This window comes from Kribbella swartbergensis (assembly GCF_054784135.1).
The window spans coordinates 186573-204412 of the sequence record NZ_BAAGPM010000007.1 but is presented as its reverse complement, the minus strand read 5'-3'; the positions used below and the strand labels follow the sequence as shown (position 1 = coordinate 204412).

The 17840-nt window shown below is 69.2% G+C and carries 16 protein-coding genes; 7 read left to right on the top strand and 9 right to left on the bottom strand.

All coding sequences use genetic code 11. The annotated features are described in order from the left end of the window. Positions 1-46: 46 nt before the first annotated feature. Positions 47-2101, bottom strand: a complete 2055-nt coding sequence (locus tag ACYVOK_RS02495; RefSeq protein ID WP_460660562.1) for a PhoX family protein — start codon at positions 2099-2101, stop codon at positions 47-49. Between the two features lie 96 nt (positions 2102-2197). After that, complete coding sequence (rarD, locus tag ACYVOK_RS02490; protein WP_460660561.1) at positions 2198-3115, bottom strand: EamA family transporter RarD; 918 nt, start codon at positions 3113-3115, stop codon at positions 2198-2200. 109 nt (positions 3116-3224) lie between these two features. On the opposite strand from rarD, the gene ACYVOK_RS02485 reads away from it, so the two are divergent. Then, positions 3225-3977, top strand: coding sequence for a sugar phosphate isomerase/epimerase family protein (locus tag ACYVOK_RS02485; protein WP_460660560.1), 753 nt, complete (start codon positions 3225-3227; stop codon positions 3975-3977). Between the two features lie 174 nt (positions 3978-4151). Beyond that, positions 4152-4913 carry a D-Ala-D-Ala carboxypeptidase family metallohydrolase gene (locus tag ACYVOK_RS02480; protein WP_460660559.1) on the top strand — a complete coding sequence of 254 codons (762 nt, stop codon included), beginning with the start codon at positions 4152-4154 and terminating at the stop codon, positions 4911-4913. A gap of 227 nt (positions 4914-5140) precedes the next feature. Here the strand turns inward: ACYVOK_RS02480 and ACYVOK_RS02475 are convergent, their stop codons facing one another. Then, complete coding sequence (locus ACYVOK_RS02475; RefSeq protein WP_460660558.1) at positions 5141-5674, bottom strand: HAD family hydrolase; 534 nt, start codon at positions 5672-5674, stop codon at positions 5141-5143. Continuing rightward, positions 5671-6822: an alpha-hydroxy-acid oxidizing protein gene (locus tag ACYVOK_RS02470; RefSeq protein ID WP_460660557.1), complete on the bottom strand. Its 1152-nt coding sequence runs from the start codon at positions 6820-6822 to the stop codon at positions 5671-5673. The genes ACYVOK_RS02475 and ACYVOK_RS02470 overlap by 4 nt, the downstream gene beginning before the upstream one ends. Positions 6823-6888: 66 nt before the next feature. On the opposite strand from ACYVOK_RS02470, the gene ACYVOK_RS02465 reads away from it, so the two are divergent. Both ACYVOK_RS02465 and ACYVOK_RS02460 read left to right on the top strand, forming a co-directional pair. Further along, a complete protein-coding gene (locus tag ACYVOK_RS02465) occupies positions 6889-8082 on the top strand; it encodes an MFS transporter (protein WP_460660556.1) in 1194 nt (397 codons plus the stop codon). 27 nt (positions 8083-8109) lie between these two features. After that, the gene (locus tag ACYVOK_RS02460; RefSeq protein ID WP_460660555.1) at positions 8110-9357 is read left to right on the top strand and encodes a DUF445 domain-containing protein; all 1248 of its coding nucleotides are present in this window, start codon (positions 8110-8112) and stop codon (positions 9355-9357) included. Positions 9358-9402: 45 nt separating this feature from the next. On the opposite strand, the gene ACYVOK_RS02455 is transcribed toward ACYVOK_RS02460, so the two are convergent. The 4 genes from ACYVOK_RS02455 to ACYVOK_RS02440 form a co-directional block, all read right to left on the bottom strand. Further along, positions 9403-9777 (bottom strand): DUF805 domain-containing protein, encoded by a 375-nt coding sequence (locus ACYVOK_RS02455; RefSeq protein WP_460660554.1) that lies wholly within the window; start codon positions 9775-9777, stop codon positions 9403-9405. Positions 9778-9866: 89 nt separating this feature from the next. Further along, a complete protein-coding gene (locus tag ACYVOK_RS02450; protein WP_460660553.1) occupies positions 9867-10826 on the bottom strand; it encodes a GlxA family transcriptional regulator in 960 nt (319 codons plus the stop codon). Between the two features lie 28 nt (positions 10827-10854). Further along, a complete protein-coding gene (locus ACYVOK_RS02445) occupies positions 10855-11934 on the bottom strand; it encodes a 2-oxoacid:ferredoxin oxidoreductase subunit beta (RefSeq protein ID WP_460660552.1) in 1080 nt (359 codons plus the stop codon). After that, on the bottom strand, positions 11931-13895 hold the full coding sequence (locus ACYVOK_RS02440) for a 2-oxoacid:acceptor oxidoreductase subunit alpha (RefSeq protein WP_460660551.1): 1965 nt from the start codon (positions 13893-13895) through the stop codon (positions 11931-11933). Before ACYVOK_RS02440 ends, ACYVOK_RS02445 begins: the two co-directional genes overlap by 4 nt. 268 nt (positions 13896-14163) lie before the next feature. On the opposite strand from ACYVOK_RS02440, the gene ACYVOK_RS02435 reads away from it, so the two are divergent. Together ACYVOK_RS02435 and ACYVOK_RS02430 are read left to right on the top strand one after the other, a co-directional pair. Beyond that, entirely contained in the window at positions 14164-14979 is an 816-nt protein-coding gene (locus ACYVOK_RS02435) for a hypothetical protein (protein ID WP_460660550.1), read from the top strand. Positions 14980-14989: 10 nt separating this feature from the next. Further along, positions 14990-15346: an NADH-quinone oxidoreductase subunit A gene (locus ACYVOK_RS02430; RefSeq protein WP_460660549.1), complete on the top strand. Its 357-nt coding sequence runs from the start codon at positions 14990-14992 to the stop codon at positions 15344-15346. Positions 15347-15367: 21 nt separating this feature from the next. Here ACYVOK_RS02430 and ACYVOK_RS02425 read toward each other — a convergent pair whose 3' ends face one another. Further along, on the bottom strand, positions 15368-16261 hold the full coding sequence (locus ACYVOK_RS02425; protein ID WP_460660548.1) for an ornithine cyclodeaminase family protein: 894 nt from the start codon (positions 16259-16261) through the stop codon (positions 15368-15370). A 77-nt stretch (positions 16262-16338) separates the two neighbouring features. Here ACYVOK_RS02425 and ACYVOK_RS02420 point away from each other — a divergent pair, with 77 nt between their 5' ends. After that, positions 16339-17688 (top strand): serine hydrolase domain-containing protein, encoded by a 1350-nt coding sequence (locus tag ACYVOK_RS02420; protein ID WP_460660547.1) that lies wholly within the window; start codon positions 16339-16341, stop codon positions 17686-17688. Positions 17689-17840 lie beyond the last annotated feature (152 nt).

Sequence of the window (17840 nt, the reverse complement as noted above, 5' to 3'; positions counted from 1 at the left end):
TACGGCGATTGCAGCAAGTGGCAATCGCCGTAACGACGGTGAGGCGTCAGCTGCCGATGCGGGCGCCGTCCTTGCGCCAGACGCAGGCGATCGACGGGCGCGGGAACGGGTGGGTGTGGGGCCAGGTCGACGTCGGCTTCTCGAAGGTCGCGTCATCGGTCTCGCCCGGGTGCTGGACGGCGACGAACGCTGTCTTGTCGTCCTCCGACACCACCGGGCCGCAGGCCTCCGCGCCGAACGGCACGGACAGGAACTGCTTCACCTGGCCGCGGTTCGGGCCCGCCACCGGGACGGTGAAGATGCCGTCGTTGGCGCCGAGCACGTTGCCGTCGGTGGAGATCCACAGGTTGCCGGAGCCGTCGAAGGCGACGTTGTCCGGGCAGGAGATCGGGCTGACCTGGGACTTGTCGAAGCCACCGAAGTACGTCTCCTGTGCGGCCGGGTCGCCGCAGACCAGGAACAGGTTCCAGGAGAACCCGGTCTTGGCTGCGTCGTCGCCCTCCTCGGACAGTTCCAGCACGTACCCGTTCCGGTTGCCGGACTTCTCCACCAATGGTCCGTTCAGGGTGTCGCGGACGAACGACTTGGCCAGCGGGTTCGCCTCGTCGACCGGGAACGTCCCGCCGCGGTTCGAGTTGTTCGTGAGCGCGGCGTAGATCCGGCCGTTCACCGGGTTGCGCTCGATGTCCTCGGGCCGGTCCATCCGGGTCGCACCGACCTTGTCGGCCGCGAGCCGGGTGTTGATCAGCACCTCGGCGACGCTCATCCCGGGGATGAACGACTCCTTGTCCGAGGTCAGCGGGATCCACTGGCCGGTGCCGTCGTACAGGCCGTCGGCCGAGCCGTCGCCGGTGAACTTGGCGACGTACAGCGTGCCGTGGTCCAGCAGGTCGAAGTTCGCCTTCCGGTTGTCCGGGTTGTACTTGCCGGTGGAGACGAACTTGTAGATGTACTCGCCGCGCTCGTCGTCACCGGTGTACGCCGCGATCCGGCCGTCGGCGGTGATGGTGATGGTGGCGCCCTCGTGCTTGAGGCGGCCGAGCATGCTGCGCTTCTTCGGCGTCGACTTCGGGTCGTACGGGTCGACCTCGACGATCCAGCCGAACCGGTACGCCTCGGTCGGGGTCCTGGTCAGGTCGAACCGGGCGTCGACGGTGCTCCAGCCCTTCTGCGTCGTCTTCGTGGTCGGTACGCCGTACCGCTTGAAGCCGGCCGTGTGCTCGGCGGCGACCGTGCCGGTCACGTCGAAGTACCCCTGGAAGTTCTCCTCGCCGGACAGGATCGTGCCCCACGGGGTGACGCCGCCGGCGCAGTTGCCGATCGTGCCGTACGCCTTCTTGCCGACCCGGGCGTCGGCCGCGGCCGGGCCGGTGACCTCGAACTCGGTGTGCACGGTGATCCGCCGGTTGTACTTCGGCAGTGACTTGTCCCGGCGCCACTGGCCGCTGCGGCCGACCCGCTCGATGCCGACGACGGTCATGCCGTGCGCGGCCATCGCGATCTTCTTGACCGTGGCGTCGTCGTACTTGCCGGCCGGGAACATCAGGTACTCGTCGGTGTACTCGTGGTTGCAGACGAGCAGCGCCTTCCGGTCGTCGCGGAGCGGCAGGATCATCGTGTAGTCGTTGTTGTACCCGAACTGCTTGGCCTGCGCCGCGGGCGTCTGCTGGTAGGCGTCGAACTTCGGCGCGCCGGGCAGGACCGGGTCACCCGAGCCGATGATGACGGCCTGCTCGTAGCCCTTCGGGACGACGATGTCGTCCTGGCGGTTCGGCGGTACGACGGCGTGCGTGAGCGCACCGCGCGGGCCGAAGCCCGGGAGTGTGCCGTCGGGACCGGCGGCGGACGCCGGCTGCTCTGCTGCGGCGGGAAGGTTCGTGGCCAGCGAGGCGACCCCGGCGGCGGCGACCCCGGCGGCGCCGACCTTGAGGACGTTGCGGCGGGAGAACGCCGACCGCATCACGGACTGGATGTGCTCGTTGCCGGAGGCGTTCGGCTCCGGGTGGTCGCACTGGTTGGCGCACTTGAGTTCGCAGGTGCGGAAGCTTCGGGACCCGTGGCGGGTGCCGATCTGGCTGATCAGCGGCAGGAACTTGGTCACGCCGGGACCCTAGGGAGGTCAGGCGGTGAGTGAGTGAAGGTCAGGTGAACGTCTCAAGGCTTAGGTTTCCCTCAGTAGCAAGGAGAAATGGAACAGTCACACTGCGGAGGCGGTCATCGCGGCCCGCTCGAGCGACTGGATCCGGCGCCGGTGCGCCATGCTGTCCCAGGTGAAGATCGCCAGCGCGCACCAGACCAGCCCGAACCCGGCCCACCGCATCGGCGACATCGCCTCGTGGAACAGCAACACCGCAAGGGCGAACTGCATGCTCGGCGTGATGTAGTTCAGCAGTCCCAGCGTCGTCATCGACACCCGGGTCGACGCCGCCCCGAACAGCATCAGCGGGACCGACGTGATCGGCCCGGCCAGCATCAGCACGGCCAGATAGCCGGCGCCGTGATCCGTGACCGTCGACTGCCCCTGCAGACCCAGGACGACGATGGCCGCGAGTGCCACCGGCGCGACGCTGGCGGTCTCGATCGCCATGCCCTCGATCGCCCCCGCGCCGGCCTGCTTCTTCGCCAGCCCGTACAACCCGAACGAGAACGTGAGGACGAGCGCCACCCACGGCGGCCGGCCGTTCTCGATCGTCAGCCCGATCACGGCCAGGAAGGCGATGCCGAGCGCGGTCCACTGCACGGTCCGGAGTCGCTCCTTGAGAACCAGGACGCCGAGCAGCACGGTGAAGAGCGGGGTGATGAAGTACCCGAGCGAGGTCTCCACGACCCGGTCGTTCTGCACGCCCCAGATGTAGGTGCCCCAGTTCACCGAGATCAGCGCCGCCGCCGCGATCAACCGCCACCGTCGCCGCGGGTCCCGCAGCACCGCCTTCAGGCGGCCGAACTTGCGCAGTACGACGACCAGCAGCGAGATCGTCACCATCGACCAGAGGACCCGGTGGGCCAGCACCTCGATCGCACCGGACCGGTCGAGCAGCTTCCAGTACAGCGGGAACAGACCCCAGACCAGATAGGCGGTGAGGCCGTAGAAGAACCCTCTCCGCTGCTCTGGCACAGCCGACAGCCTATGCCTCCGCAACAGTGGCATCCAAAGAGTTTGCTCATGACGTGAGACGCGCTGGTGCGATGCGGTTGGATGGAGGGGTGAACACGAGGAGGCACGCGTGGCTGTGAGGACCGGTCTGGTCTCGGTGACGTTCCGCCAGTTGCCGGCCGACGAGGTGGTGGACGTCGCGGCCGGCGCGGGGCTGGCGGCGATCGAGTGGGGTGGTGACGTCCACGTGCCGCTCGGGAACCTGAACACCGCCAAGCGGGTGAAGGCCCTGTGCGACGACCGCGGGCTGGCGATCGCGGCGTACGGCTCCTACCTGCGGGCCGGCAGTGTCGACCGGGAGGAGATGCGTTCCGCCGTCGCCACGGCCGAGGCGCTCGGTGCATCACGGATCCGCGTCTGGGCCGGCAACGTCGGTACGGCGGAAGCCGGCGTGGGGGACCGGATGGCGGTGACCCGCGGTCTCAGCGAGCTCGCCGACATGGCGGCCGGGTCGGGGATCGAGATCGCGATGGAGTTCCACCGCAACACGCTGACCGACGAGGTCGACTCGACCATCACGCTGCTGCTCGACGTCGGCGCGCCCAATCTGAAGACCTACTGGCAGCCGCCGGTCGACCTGAGTGATGCCGAGTGCCTCGAGCAACTCGAGGCCCTGATGCCCTGGCTGACCACCGTGCACGTCTTCTCCTGGTGGCCGTCCAACCACCGGCTCCCGCTGTCCGGCCGCGAGTCGCTGTGGCGTCCGGTCCTCAACCGCCTCGCCGCCGAGGACCGCGAGATCAACGCCCTCCTCGAGTTCGTCGCCGACGACTCCCCGGACCGCCTCGCCAAGGACGCCGCCGACCTCCATTCCTGGATCTGATGTCGCGGTCGTGGATCTGATGCCGTGGTCGACCCCGAGGCGGCCCGCATCTTCCACGGTGGTCCCGGCTGGTTCCCGCGTGTTGTCAGAAAGTTTCGCTGAGGGCTGGTCAAAGGGCGGATTGTGCCGCGATGCTGGGCCGGACAGGTTCCTTCACCGCCCCGGAGGTGTCCGATGTCCCAGCTCTTCAGCAAACCCCTGCCCCGGATCCTGGCGATCCTGATGTTGTTCGCGGCCATGCTGGCCGCGACGGTCACGACCCAGGTGGTGACCGCGACCAAGGCCCACGCCGACGGCTGTTACACCTGGGGACGCACGTTGTCCCAAGGGATGAGTGGCGAGGACGTACGCCAGCTGCAGATCCGGGTGGCGGGCTGGCCCGGGTACGGCGGGCACCTGGCGACCGACGGTGCTTTCGGGCCCGCGACGAAGGCGGCTGTGCAGCGGTTCCAGTCGGCGTACGGGCTGGCAGCCGACGGGATCGCCGGATCGGCCACGTTCAGCAAGATCTACGCGTTGCAGGACGACGACTGCACGCCGATCCACTTCACCTACGCCGAGCTTGACGACGGCTGCGGCGGGTCCGGGTACGACGGCGGGCCGCTGAGTGAGGCCGCGACCCGGGCCAACGCGTTGCAGACCATGTGGCAGCTGGAGGCGATGCGGCACGCGCTCGGCGACCAGCCGCTCACCGTCACCAGCGGGTTCCGCAGCATCTCGTGCAACAACTCGGTCGGCGGTGCGAGCAACAGCCAGCACCTGTACGGCCGGGCGGCCGACCTGGTCGGGGTGCACTCCCTGTGCACGTTGGCCAAGCAGGCCCGCTACCACGGCTTCGGCGGCATCTTCGGCCCCGGCTACCCGGGCCACAACGACCACACCCACCTCGACATCAGATCCACCAACGCCTGGGACGCCCCCAACTGCGGAATTTAGCCCTTCGGGCGTTGTGGTCGGGTGGACATCAGATCCACCAACGTCTGGGACGCCCCCAACTGCGGAATCTAGCCCTTCGGGCGTTGTGGTCGGGGTGGACATCAGGTCCACCAACGTCTGGGATGCGCCGAACTGCGGGATTTAACCCCTTGGCCGTTACGGCTGGCTGTGGGAGGTGATCAGGTCCAGCAAGGTGACTCCGGTGGCCCGGTTCAGGTGGTGGGCGGTCAGCCCTGCCTGACCGCCCCCAGTGCCTGGCAGGTCTTCAGGTACGCCGCGGGGTCGGGCTTGCTGACGCCGAGCAGCTCCGACGTGCAGACCACGTCCACCAGCGAAGCCAGCCCGATCGACTCCAGTTTGGCGTTCTGCTGCGCGCTGCTGCCGTTCGTCAGCACGCCGATCCGCCACCCGTTGCTCCGGGCAACATTCAGCGCCGGCTCCGCGTCAGCGAAGGCGACCCAGTGGTCCCGGTAGTGCCGCAGGAACCCGCCGTAGATCTCGTCGAGCTCGGCGTCCGTGTCCGGCACCGGCTGGTCGATCAGCGGCAGGAAATCCCGCAACCGCTCGCGGCGCTGGCCCTGATGGGTCGTGTCGCCGTTCAGCCAGCGGTCGAACCGGTGCTTCTCGATCACGAACCACTGCGCGACGAGCTCGTCGGACAGCGTACCGCCGAGCTCCGGGACCCAGCTGTGGATCGCGTTCGTCGCCGACGTGGTGTGGTCGAACAGCGTGTCGTCCAGGTCGAAGATGACCGCCTTCATGCGCGGACCAACGAGTCGCGGTTCAGCTCGCGGTGGTTCGCGTACCCGGACAGCGCCAACGTCAGGTCGAGCTCGGCCAGGAAGCAGCGCAGTACGTGCTCCACACCGGCCTGGCCGGCCAGCGCGAGACCGTACAGCAGCGGCCGTCCCAGCAGCACCGCCTTCGCCCCGAGCGCGAGCGCCTTCGCCGCGTCCGCGCCGGTGCGAACACCCGAGTCGAACAACACGGTCAGCTGATCACCGACCGCCTCCGCGATCGCGGGCAAGGCGTCCAGTGCGGCGATCGCGCCGTCGACCTGGCGGCCGCCGTGGTTCGACACGACGATGCCGTCGACACCGTGCTCGGCCGCGAGCTTGGCGTCGTCGACCGCGGTGATGCCCTTGAGCACGATCGGGCCGTCCCAGTTGTCGCGCAGGAACGACAGTTCGTCCCAACTCAGCCCGACGTTCGGGAACATCTGTGCCCAGTGCATCACCGCCGCGGCCGGGTCCTCGGTGACCGGTTTGACCAGCTTGGCCTGGAACGCCGGGTCGCTGAAGTAGTTCGCCAGCCCGTCACCGGTGAGGAACGGAAGGAACCCGCGGTCCAGGTCGGCCGGTCGCCAGCCGAGGGTGCCGGTGTCGAGGGTGACGACCAGAACGCCGTACCCGGCGGCCTCGGCTCGCTGCAGGAAGCTCAGGCAGACGTCGCGATCGGTCGGCCAGTAGAGCTGGAACCATTTGCTGCTCGCCTCGATCTGCTCGAACGCGTGACTCGCCTGCGTCGAGTGCGTGTAGGTCAGGCCGAGCGCGTCGGCCGCGCGCGCGGTCGCCAGCTCGCCGTCCGGATGGGCCAGGGTCTGTACGCCGATCGGCGCGACGAGCACCGGTGCCGGCATCGGCGTACCGAGGATCGTGCAGGACAGATCGCGTTCGGTGCTGCCCCGGAGCATCCGCGGCACCAGGCGCCAGCGGTCGAACGCGACCAGGTTCGCCCGTGCGGTCGCACCGCTGCCGGCGCTCGGCACGATGTAGCCCATCGCCTCGGCCGACAGCTTCCCGGCCGCCTGGGACTCCAGCCGGGCCAGGTCGGTGGTGATCTCCGGCCTGGTGCCTTGCAGCATGCCCTGCAGGTAGATGCCGAGCTGGTGGTCTCCGAAGTTGCCCATGCCGGATGCTCCCATGCCGGCTCCGGGCCCTCAACGGTGATGCGACAATCAGGTGTGACGACTTCGGTGACTCCTGACAGCGGTCTCACCGCGCGGCATGTCGGGCTGGCGTTGTTCGCGCTGGCGACCGGCGGGTTCGCGATCGGGACCACCGAGTTCGTGACGATGGGTCTGCTGCCGCAGATCGCCGACGGGGTGGACATCTCGATCCCGACCGCCGGTCACGTCATCTCGGCGTACGCGATCGGCGTTGTCGTCGGTGCGCCGGTGATCGCGGCGCTGGGCGCGCGGACCGGGCGGAAACGGCTGCTGCTAGGGCTGATGGCGGTCTTCGTGCTCGGCAACCTGCTGTCGGCTGTTGCGTCCAGCTACGAGTTCCTGATGGCCGCGCGGTTCCTGACCGGCGTACCGCATGGTGCGTTCTTCGGTATCGGCGCGGTGGTCGGAGCCTCGATGGTGCCGGTGAACCGGCGGGCCTGGGCGGTGTCGATGAGCATGGTCGGCCTGCCGGTGTCGAACATCATCGGCGTCCCGCTGACCACGCTGATGGGCCAGAAACTCGGGTGGCAGGCGCCGTTCCTGGCCGTCGGCGGGCTCGGGCTGCTGACGCTGCTGGCGGTCTGGCTCTGGGTGACCCCGCAGCCGGTCGGCAGTGACGTGAACGTCCGCAGCGAACTGAGCGCGCTGTCCCGGCCGCAGGTCTGGATGGCGCTGCTGGTCGGCATGGTCGGGTTCGGCGGCATGTTCGCGACGTACTCCTACATCACCCCGACGATGACGGAACTGGCCGGTTTCTCGGCGGCCGCCGTCACCATCGTGCTGGCCGTGTACGGCGTCGGCATGACGTGTGGCACCGTGGTCGGCGGCCGGCTCGCCGACCGGGCCCTGATGCCCAGCCTGTACGGCGGCCTGATCGCGATCATGGTCGTGCTCGGGACGTTCGGGTGGCTGGCGCAGACCAGGCCGGGCGCGTTCGCCGGGGTGTTCGCGATGGGGTTCTCGGCGAGCATCCTGGTCCCGGCGCTGCAGACCCGGCTGATGGACGTCGCCCACGAGGGACAGTCGCTGGCCGCCTCGCTCAACCACTCCACGCTGAACATCGCGAACGCCCTCGGTGCCTGGCTCGGCAGCGTCGTGCTGGCCGCCGGCTACGGCTACGAATGGCCCAGCCGCGTCGGCGCCGTCCTCGCCCTGGCCGGCCTGATCCTGGCCCTCGTCTCGGGTCTCATGGACCGACGGGGGAGTCGCCTGAGGGCGTGATCACCGGCGACTTGGTTAGATCGGGGTATGGCGACCTTGACCTTGAGCGCCGCTGACGCGGTACGGCGGCGCGGGCTGCGGCAGATGCGGTCGGTGGCGTTGTCGTTGCTGGTGCTGGCGGCCGTGGTCTACGTGGCCACGCTGCACCGCGACGGCGGCTGGGGGTATCTGAACGCGGCGGCCGAGGCCGCGATGGTGGGTGCGCTGGCGGACTGGTTCGCGGTCACCGCGCTGTTCCGTCATCCGCTGGGGTTGCCGATCCCGCACACCGCGATCGTGCCGACCCGCAAGGACAGCCTGGCCGAGAGCCTGGAGCAGTTCGTCACCGAGAACTTCCTGTCCGAGGAGGTGGTGGCGGAGAAGATGCGCACCGCCGAGGTGAGCCGCCGGGTCGGCGAGTGGCTTGCCGCCGGCAACCATGCCGAGCGGATCGTGGCCGAGGGCGCGCGGACGATCGGCGCCGCGCTGCCGAAGGTCGGCGACGAGGACGTGACCGCGTTCGTCCGCGGGTCGCTGCTGCCGCGGTTCGTGAAGGAGCCGCTGAGCCCGATCGCGGGCCACTTCCTGCAGTCGGTCGTCGACGACGGCGCCCACCACGCGTTGTTCGACCTGCTCATGGTGGAGGCGCACGACTGGCTCCGCGACAACCGGGAACTGCTGACCGAGGTGGTCGGCCCGCGGGCGCCGCGATGGTCGCCGCAGTGGGTGGACCGGCTGGTGATCGACCGGATCCACCGCGAGGCGCTTGCCTGGCTCGCCGACGTACGGGACAACCCCTCGCACGCCGCCCGGCAGGCGGTCGACCGGTTGCTCGGTCAGCTCGCCGACGACCTGCAGAACGACCCGGCGATGATGGACCGCTTCGAGACCTGGAAGGGCCGGATGCTGACCCATCCGGACATGGGGTCCAGCCTCACCGCCGTGTGGGACGCCGTACGCACCGCGCTGATCGACGCGATCGCCGACCCGGCCAGCACGTTGCAGGTGCGCGCGACCGCCGCGATCCAGGACCTCGGCAAGCGGCTCCAGACCGACGACGCGTTGAGCGCCAAGGTGGACGCCCGCGCGGCCGACGCGGTCGGATACGTCATCCGCACCTACGGCAGCGAGATCGTCTCGGTCATCTCCGACACCATCGAACGCTGGGACGGCCGCGAGGCCGCCGCCCGGATCGAACTGCACGTCGGCCGCGACCTCCAGTTCATCCGGATCAACGGCACCGTCGTCGGAGCCCTGGTCGGACTCGTCATCCACACCGTCAGCGAACTGCTCTGATTCGTGCTGAGGGGCGTCTGAGGTTGCGTTCCTCGGTGTCGGACATCAGGACTCCCCGGCCTTCGGGTCCACGCCGTACCGGTTGGGACCCGGGGTGCCGGCCTGGGCGGCGAAGACGATGAAGACGATCGTGCCGATGAGGGGGACCAGGTTGATCAGCCACCACCAGCCGCTGCGGTCGGTGTCGTGCAACCGGCGTACCGCGACGGCAAGACTCGGGAGGAGCAGAGCGAGCCACCACAGCGACTGCAGAGCGCCATAGGTGGACCGGTCGCCGAAGTTCAGCCCGAGCGCGGTGTCGAGCAGCCGCAGTACGCCGGAGCCGAGCACCGCGACCAGGACGAAGTACCAGTACTCCCGGCGCCGCGACCGTCCGCCGAACACGGCGTACTTCTTCAGAGCGGTGATGAACCACGTCATGCGCCGATCCTGCGGAACGCCCGCGGCCAGGTGTCTGCCGACGGCCGATCGTGTCCGGATCCGTGGGCAGGTATGCCGGATTCCTGTGGTCAGCCGGCCTGTTCCCGGCGGTACGTCGACGGCGGTACGCCGTACCGGTCCAGGAACGCCTGGCGGAGCGACTCGGTCGAACCGAAGCCGCATTGCCGCGCGACCGCCGCCAGTGGCAGATCGCCCGACACCACCAGATGCGCGGCCGCCTCGGTCCGGACGCGCCGGACGTACTGCGCCGGCGTCTGCTCGACGTGGGTCAGGAACAGCCGCGACAGGTGCCGTTCGCTGACGCCGGCGAATCGCGCCAGCGCGGGCGTGGTCAGGTCGGTCGCGACGTGAGTTTGGATGTGGTCGCGGATCCGCCGTACCAGCAGGTCGCCGCTCAGCCGGGTCGCGACGAACATGCTCATCTGCGACTGGCCACCCGGTCGCTGCAGGTAGGCGACCGTTCCCATCGCGACGCCGCGGGCGAGCGCCTCGCCGTGGTCCTCCTCGATGAACGAGAGGGTGAGATCCAGCGCGCTGGTGACACCGCCGGACGTCGCGACGTGCCCGTCCCGGATGTAGATCGGGTCGGCATCCACCTGCACGTCCGGGTAACCGGCCGCGAGTTGGTCGGCGTACATCCAGTGCGTCGTGACCCGGCGGCCGTTGAGCAGGCCGGCCTCGGCGAGCACGGTCGCGCCAGTGCAGGCCGACGTGACCCGACGCGCCAGGGCGGCGAGACGCCGTACGTGACCGACCAGCCGCCGATCCGCGGCCGCCCGCTCATGCCCGAGCCCACCGGAGACGAGCAGGGTGTCGAAGGGCTCGTTGTAGCGCTCGAGCGCCTCGTCCGACTCCAGCCGCAGGCCGGAGTCGCACGTGACGCTCTGCCCGCCAGGCGTCAGCAGCACAGGCCGGTACGGCGGACTGGCCCCGATCCGGTTGGCGATGTCCAGACACGACGTCACACAGGCGATGTCCAGTAACTCGACACCGTCGTACGCGACCACGAGGACAACCCGTTCGCCCATCCGCTCACGGTAGCCCTCCGAGGGTTTCTCAGCTGACCGTCCAGGTGTCGGAGCCGGTGACCAGGGCCTGCAGGTCGCCGGGGCCCTGGGCTTCCTGGGCGGTGGTGATCTGCTGGCGGACCAGGTCGTCGTACGCCGGGCGCTCGACCGAGCGGAAGACGCCGATCGGGGCCCGGTGCAGGACACCGGCGTCGGTCAGCCGGGACAGGGCGAACGCGTACGCCGGGTCGTCGGTGTGCGCGTCGTGGACGACCAGGTCGGCCTCGCCGTTCGGCAGGTCGGCGACCTCGCGCACCGCCAGCGAGGCGAAGCCGTCGCGGACCACGCCGAGCCGGCCGTCCTTGCCGAAGCGGATCGGCTCACCGTGCACCAGCGGGATGATCGCGTCGTCCCGGGTCTCCGGGTCCTTGAACGCCTCGAACGCGTTGTCGTTGAAGATCGGGCAGTTCTGGTAGATCTCCACGAACGCCGTCCCGCGGTGCTCCGCCGCCTCGCGCAGCACCGAGGTCAGGTGCTTGCGGTCGGAGTCCACCGTTCGGGCCACGAACGTCGCCTCCGCGCCGAGCGCCAGCGAGACCGGGTTGAACGGGTTGTCCACCGAGCCCATCGGCGTCGACTTGGTCACCTTCCCCGGCTCCGAGGTCGGCGAGTACTGACCCTTGGTGAGACCGTAGATCCGGTTGTTGAACAGCAGGATCTTCAGGTTCACGTTCCGCCGGAGCGTGTGGATCAGGTGGTTGCCGCCGATCGACAGCGCGTCGCCGTCACCGGTCACCACCCAGACGCTCAGGTCCGGCCGGGCGACCGTTAGCCCGGTCGCGATCGCCGGCGCGCGGCCGTGGATCGAGTGCATGCCGTACGTCGACAGGTAGTACGGGAACCGGGACGAGCAGCCGATGCCCGAGACGATCGCCACGTTCTCCCGCTTGATCCCGAGGTCCGGCAGGAACCCCTGGAAGGCGGCCAGGACCGCGTAGTCCCCGCAGCCGGGGCACCAGCGGACCTCCTGGTCCGACACGTAGTCCTTGCGGTTCTGCGGCTCGGTCGCGGCGGGAACGCCGCGCAGGCCGCCCGGCAGGCTCGGCATACCGAGTTCGACCGTGCTCATCGTGCCCCCTCCGTCTGGTGCAGTGCTTCGCCGTGCGTGAGCTTGGCGGCCGCCTCACCCAGATGGCGGGCGTCGTCGTCGATCCCCTCGGTCTCCTCGACCAGGTTGCCGATCACCTCGGCCAGCTCGGCCGCACCGAGCGGCATGCCGCGGACCTGGGCGTAGGACACCACGTCGACCAGGTACTTGGCCCGCAGCAGCATCGCCAGCTGGCCCAGGTTCATCTCCGGGACCAGAACCTTCTCGTACCGGCGGAGCACCTCGCCGAGGTTCGGCGGGAACGGGTTGAGGTGCCGCAGGTGGGCCTGCGCGACCTTGCCGCCGACCTTGCGGACCCGGCGGACACCGGCGCCGATCGGGCCGTACGTCGAGCCCCACCCGAGCACCAGCACGTTCGCCGTACCGTCCGGGTCGTCGACGGCGATCGGGTCGATCGAGCGTGCGACACCGTCCACCTTCGCCTGCCGGAGGCGGATCATCAGGTCGTGGTTGGCCGGGTCGTAGGAGATGTTGCCGGTCTTGTCCTCCTTCTCCAGACCGCCGATCCGGTGGTCCAGTCCCGCCGTACCCGGGACGGCCCAGGCGCGGGCCAGGGTCTCCGGGTCGCGCAGGTAGGGAAGGTAGGTCGGCTGACCCTTGTCGTCGGTCGCGTTCGGCTCGAGGGTGAAGTTCGGGTCGATCGCCGGCAGGTCCTCGATCGCCGGGATCTGCCACGGTTCGGAGCCGTTCGCCAGGTAGCCGTCGGACAGCACGATCACCGGGGTGCGGTAGGTGACCGCGATCCGGGCCGCCTCGATCGCGATCGCGAAGCAGTCCGCCGGGGACTGGGCCGCCAGCACCGGCAGCGGGGCCTCGCCGTTGCGGCCGAACATCACCTGCAGCAGGTCGGCCTGCTCGGTCTTGGTCGGCATACCGGTCGAGGGACCGGCGCGCTGGATGTCACAGACCACCAGCGGCAGCTCGAGCATCACCCCGAGACCGATCGTCTCGGACTTCAGGCTGATCCCCGGGCCGGACGACGTGGTCACACCGAGCGCGCCACCGAACGATGCGCCGAGCGCGGCGCCGACCCCGGCGATCTCGTCCTCGGCCTGGATCGTGGTGACGTTGAACCGCTTGAGCTTGGACAGCTCGTGCAGCACGTCGGAGGCCGGGGTGATCGGGTAGGCGCCGAGCACGAGCGGCAGGCCGGCACGCTGCGCGCCCGCCACCAGGCCGTACGCCAGCGCGAGGTTGCCGGAGATGTTCCGGTAGGTGCCGCCGGGCATGCTGGCCGGCTTCACCTCGTACCGGACCGAGAACTCCTCGGCCGTCTCGCCGAAGTTGTAGCCCGCCCGGAACGCCGCGATGTTCGCGTCGCGGATCTCCGGCTTGGAGGCGAACTTGGTCTCCAGGAACGTGATCGTCGACTCGATCGGCCGCTGGAACAGCCAGGACACCAGACCGAGCGCGTACATGTTCTTCGCCCGGGACGCGTCCTTGCGGGACAGCCCGAACTCCTTGACCGACTCGACCGTCATGCCGGTGAGGTTCAGCGGGACGACGTGGTAAGCCTCGAGCTCGCCGGTCTCCAGCGGGTTCTCGTCGTACCCGATCCGCTTCAGGTTGCGAGGAGTGAAGTCGGCGGTGTCGATGATCAGGGTGGCGCCGCGCGGTACGTCGCGCAGGTTGGCCTTGAGCGCGGCCGGGTTCATCGCGATCAGCACATCGGGCGCATCACCCGGCGTCAGGATGTCGTGGTCGGCGAAGTGGAGCTGGAACGACGACACGCCCGGCAGGGTTCCGGCGGGTGCCCGGATCTCTGCTGGGAAGTTGGGCAACGTCGACAGGTCGTTGCCGAACGAAGCCGTTTCCGCTGTGAACCTGTCACCCGTGAGCTGCATCCCGTCGCCGGAGTCGCCGGCGAAGCGGATCACCACGCGGTCGAGCTGCTTGACCTCGATGGTCACTGTTCTGTTCATCTCCAAGTCGAAGCTTGGGTCGGCCGGCCGCGTCGTGGACGACAGGTCGATCCCCCCAGTCAGGGCGATAACCCCAATATTAGTTCGCCCTTAGAACGGAATCATGTGCAAGCCCCGGTGGTCCACAGCCTGGGACGTGGTGTTACGGGGCGCCTTCGTCGGGTAGGACAAAACCATCAAGTGTCACCCTCCGCAGGCGTTCGCTTGCGATCCGGAATCAGAACCGGCAGGGTGTCGTCATCAACTTGTGATCCCGGTTGGAGTTCCCATGGGCATTCGCCCTCTGCGTTGCGTTGTCGGGGTGTTGGCGTTCGCGCTGGCCGGATCCGCCGCCCCGGTGGCGCCCGCGGACAGTCCGCCGAGTCTCGGCAGTACGGCGGCCGCGGTGCCGGCCTCGGCGACGGCGCCGGCCCGGGCCGCGAAGATCTACAGCATCCGCACCACCGACGCGACCAAGGGCGTGATCACGGTGATCGGCACGCTGTCGCCGGCCCCGAAGGCGGGCACGCGGATTCCGTTGCACCAGTGGATCCCGTCGGCCCGCCGCTGGCAGGAGATCGCCCACGGCTACTCGAACGGGACCAGCGTCACGATCAGGACCGTGCAGCCGGGATCGGTCCGGACCTACCGGATCGCGGTCGGGCCCCAGGCGCCGTACCCGGCCGCCATCTCACCGATGATCAGTTTCAAGCACTACGTCTGGCGCGGGATCTTCAAGAAGGGCTTGCTGGCCACGGGCGGAACTGGCAGGCCGCAGTTCGACGTCGTACCGCCGAGGGAAGGGCCGCGGCGGGCGGAGGCCAACCTGCTCGCCGACAAGGGCGGGCACGTCTGGGGTGACGTCGACTCGACCGGCTGCAGCTACGTGCGGAACTGGCTGGGCAACCTGACCGACGGGACGGTCCGGACCTCACTGCACAACCGGACGACGGCGATGACATCGGTGCTGCAGAAGCAGGAGACGGAGACATGGCTCAACTACAAGATCCTCGGCTTCACCCGGTTGCGGCTGCAGGTCGCGGACGTCCGCTCCGGCTACGGCCCGTACGTCGCGGTCGACTCGATCATGCTCTGCACGAATTAGAGTGGTGCCCGTGTCGGAGAGCTATGGCGTCATCGCCGCGGTCGTCGTCCTCGGCCTGGCCGGACTGCTCGGCGCGTTCGCGCTGAACAAGGCGCTCACCGTCACCTACCCGACCGAGGGCAAGCTCAAGACCTACGAGTCCGGCGTCGACCCGGTCGGCGAGGGCTGGGCGCAGGTCCACATCCGCTACTACCTGTTCGCGTATCTGTACGTCATCTTCGCCGTCGACGCGATCTACCTCTTCCCGTGGGCGACGATCTTCGCCACCCTCGGCTTCGCCACCCTCGTCGAGATGTTCGTCTTCATCGCCTTCGTCGCCGTCGGCCTCCTCTACGCCTACCGCAAAGGCATCCTCCGCTGGACCTGAGCTCGGGCCCCGGCGGCTGGTTCAGGCGCGGGCGAGGGCTGCGGCTATGGCCCAGTCCTGGGCGGCTATGCCTACGGATTTGAAGACCGTGCGGCCGGCGGGGTCGAGCGGTTGTGAGAGGGCGGGGCCCAGTTCCAGAAGGTCGGTGAGGCCGCCTGATTCGACGGCGTCGATGATTTCGCCGGATTCTTCGAGGGCGGCTTCCCTCTGGTCGACCATCACGGTGGACGCGGTGGTGAGGAGGTCGCGGGGGAGTTCGCGCATGGTGGGGCGGAAGGCGCCGATGGCGTTGACGTGGACGCGGTCCGGCAGGGCCCCGGCGTCGAACAGCGGGGTGGACGACGAGGTGGCGCAGCAGACGATGTCGGTGTCGGCGATCGCGTCCTCGACGGACGTGCTGGGCGTGAACTTCACGTCGGGGAACTCACCGGCCAGCGCTGTACTCAGGGCCGCGGCGCGATCGGCCGATCGACCGGTGACGGTCACCGCGGCGATCCGTCGTACGGCGAGAACCGCGCGGACCTGGTCAGTCGCCTGAGCACCCGTGCCGATCAGCGTGAGCCGGGACGCATCCGCCGGGGCGAGCAGGTCGGTGGCGACCCCCACGACGGCGCCGGTCCGCAGGGTGGTGATCGAGGTGCCGTCGGCGACGAGTTGGTCACCGCCGCCGGTCCAGATCACCGTGGCGCGGATCGCCGGCACCTGGTCGAGCGCGATGCCGATCTTCTTCACCACCGCGGTCCCGCTCGGCGAGTGGTACGCCGACATCACCAGCACCGCGCCGTCCCCGAAGATCTGCCGCGCCGGCACCACGAAGTTCCCCGCGGCCAGTTCCTGGAACGCATCCCGTACGGCGTCGATCGCCACACTCATCGGGACAGTACGGCGTACATCCTCGGCGGACAGCACTCTCACCGCCCCGAGGCTACTCTGGACCGGCCGCAAGGTCCTGGGCCCGAACCTGATCCGTGTCCTGTCGAAGGAGTGACACCGTGCAGACCTGGCTCGACGAGAACCTCGCCCGGCTGATCGCGAAGTACGACGTACCGGCCGCGTCGATCGCGGTGCTCGCCGACGGGAAGGTGAGTGCGGCGGCCGCCGGGGTGCTGAACCTGAACACCGGTGTCGAGGCGACCACCGACTCGGTCTTCCAGATCGGCTCGGTCACCAAGCTGTGGACGACCACGCTGATCGCGCAACTGGTTGCCGAGGGCAAGCTCGACCTCGACCGGCCGGTGCGCGAGTACCTGCCCGAGTTCAAGCTCGCCGACGAGGTCGCCGCCGCCGCGGTCACACCGCGGCATCTGCTGACCCACACCGGCGGCTTCTCCGGTGACGCCTTCACCCCGACATCCCGCGGTGACGACGGGGTCGAGCTGTACGTCCGCGACATCGTCCCCGGGCTCGCGCAGGAGGTCCCATTGGGGGCCGGGTTCTCCTACAACAACGCCGGCTTCGTGGTTCTCGGCCGGATCGCCGAGGTCCTGCGGGGGAAGCCGTATCACGAGCTCCTGCGCGAGCACATCGTCGTACCGCTGGAGCTGAAGCAGGTGGCGACGATCCCGGACGAGGCGCTGCTGTATCGCGCCGCGCTCGGGCACGTCTCGCCGACCCCGGGTGCGCCGCTGGAGGCCGCGCCGCAGTGGAGTCTCGTGCACGGGATGGCGCCGGCCGGAGCGATGCTCGCGATGAGCGCCACCGACCTGATCGGCTTCGCCCGTGCGCACCTGGATGGGACCCTCCTCGCCCGGGCCGTCGTCGACAGCCTGTGGGAGCCGCAGGTCGACGTACCTCCGACCGATGGGCTCGCGGAACAGTGGGGACTCGGCTGGATGATCTTCACCGCTGAGGGCGGCCCGCTGTACGGCCACGACGGCGGGACGATCGGCCAGTCCGCGTACTTCCGCCTGATCCCGGACAAGCGTGTCGCGGTAGCCCTGCTGACCAACGGCGGCGACACACCAGCCCTGTACGACGATCTCGTCGGACACGTCCTGCGGGAGACCGCCGGGGTCGAACTGCCGACGCGTCCGGTCCCACCCGCGGAGCCGGCCGAGATCTCGGCGGACCTCGTCACCGGCCGGTACGACGGGGTGCTGCTGAGGGCGACGATCACCGTCGAGGACGGTGAGTTCTGGGTGCTGGACGAGGCAGCGAGCGAGGCGGCGAAGGTCGTGCTGCCGGAACCGCGGCGGATCCGGTACGTGCCGCTGGACGAGTCGCGGTTGATCTCGGCCGAGCCGCAGCACGGCGTGCACGAGGTGCTCGCGTTCCGTGGACCGGCCGGCGGGCGGGCGGCGTACCTCTTTCGAGGCGGCCGGCTCTCGCCCCGTGGTGACTGACCGTAGCCGTCGCCCAGGCGCCGGGATCGTTGCCTGATCACCCTTTGTGTTTGCATCGGGCAACAAAAGTCACAGGTTCGGCCGCCGGGATAACGGAATGCGTACACCCCGTCGCCATTTGCTGAGATCGCAGCTATGGTGATCACGCGGGG

What these genes read in the sequence shown, in the direction of transcription:
- ACYVOK_RS02480 (WP_460660559.1), top strand. Translation starts at nt 4,152, where the DNA reads ATGTCCCAGCTCTTCAGCAAACCCCTGCCCCGGATCCTGGCGATCCTG.
- ACYVOK_RS02445 (WP_460660552.1), bottom strand. Translation starts at nt 11,934, where the DNA reads ATGAGCACGGTCGAACTCGGTATGCCGAGCCTGCCGGGCGGCCTGCGC.
- ACYVOK_RS02450 (WP_460660553.1), bottom strand. Translation starts at nt 10,826, where the DNA reads ATGGGCGAACGGGTTGTCCTCGTGGTCGCGTACGACGGTGTCGAGTTA.
- ACYVOK_RS02435 (WP_460660550.1), top strand. Translation starts at nt 14,164, where the DNA reads ATGGGCATTCGCCCTCTGCGTTGCGTTGTCGGGGTGTTGGCGTTCGCG.
- ACYVOK_RS02460 (WP_460660555.1), top strand. Translation starts at nt 8,110, where the DNA reads ATGGCGACCTTGACCTTGAGCGCCGCTGACGCGGTACGGCGGCGCGGG.
- ACYVOK_RS02470 (WP_460660557.1), bottom strand. Translation starts at nt 6,822, where the DNA reads ATGGGCAACTTCGGAGACCACCAGCTCGGCATCTACCTGCAGGGCATG.
- ACYVOK_RS02475 (WP_460660558.1), bottom strand. Translation starts at nt 5,674, where the DNA reads ATGAAGGCGGTCATCTTCGACCTGGACGACACGCTGTTCGACCACACC.
- ACYVOK_RS02440 (WP_460660551.1), bottom strand. Translation starts at nt 13,895, where the DNA reads ATGAACAGAACAGTGACCATCGAGGTCAAGCAGCTCGACCGCGTGGTG.
- ACYVOK_RS02455 (WP_460660554.1), bottom strand. Translation starts at nt 9,777, where the DNA reads ATGACGTGGTTCATCACCGCTCTGAAGAAGTACGCCGTGTTCGGCGGA.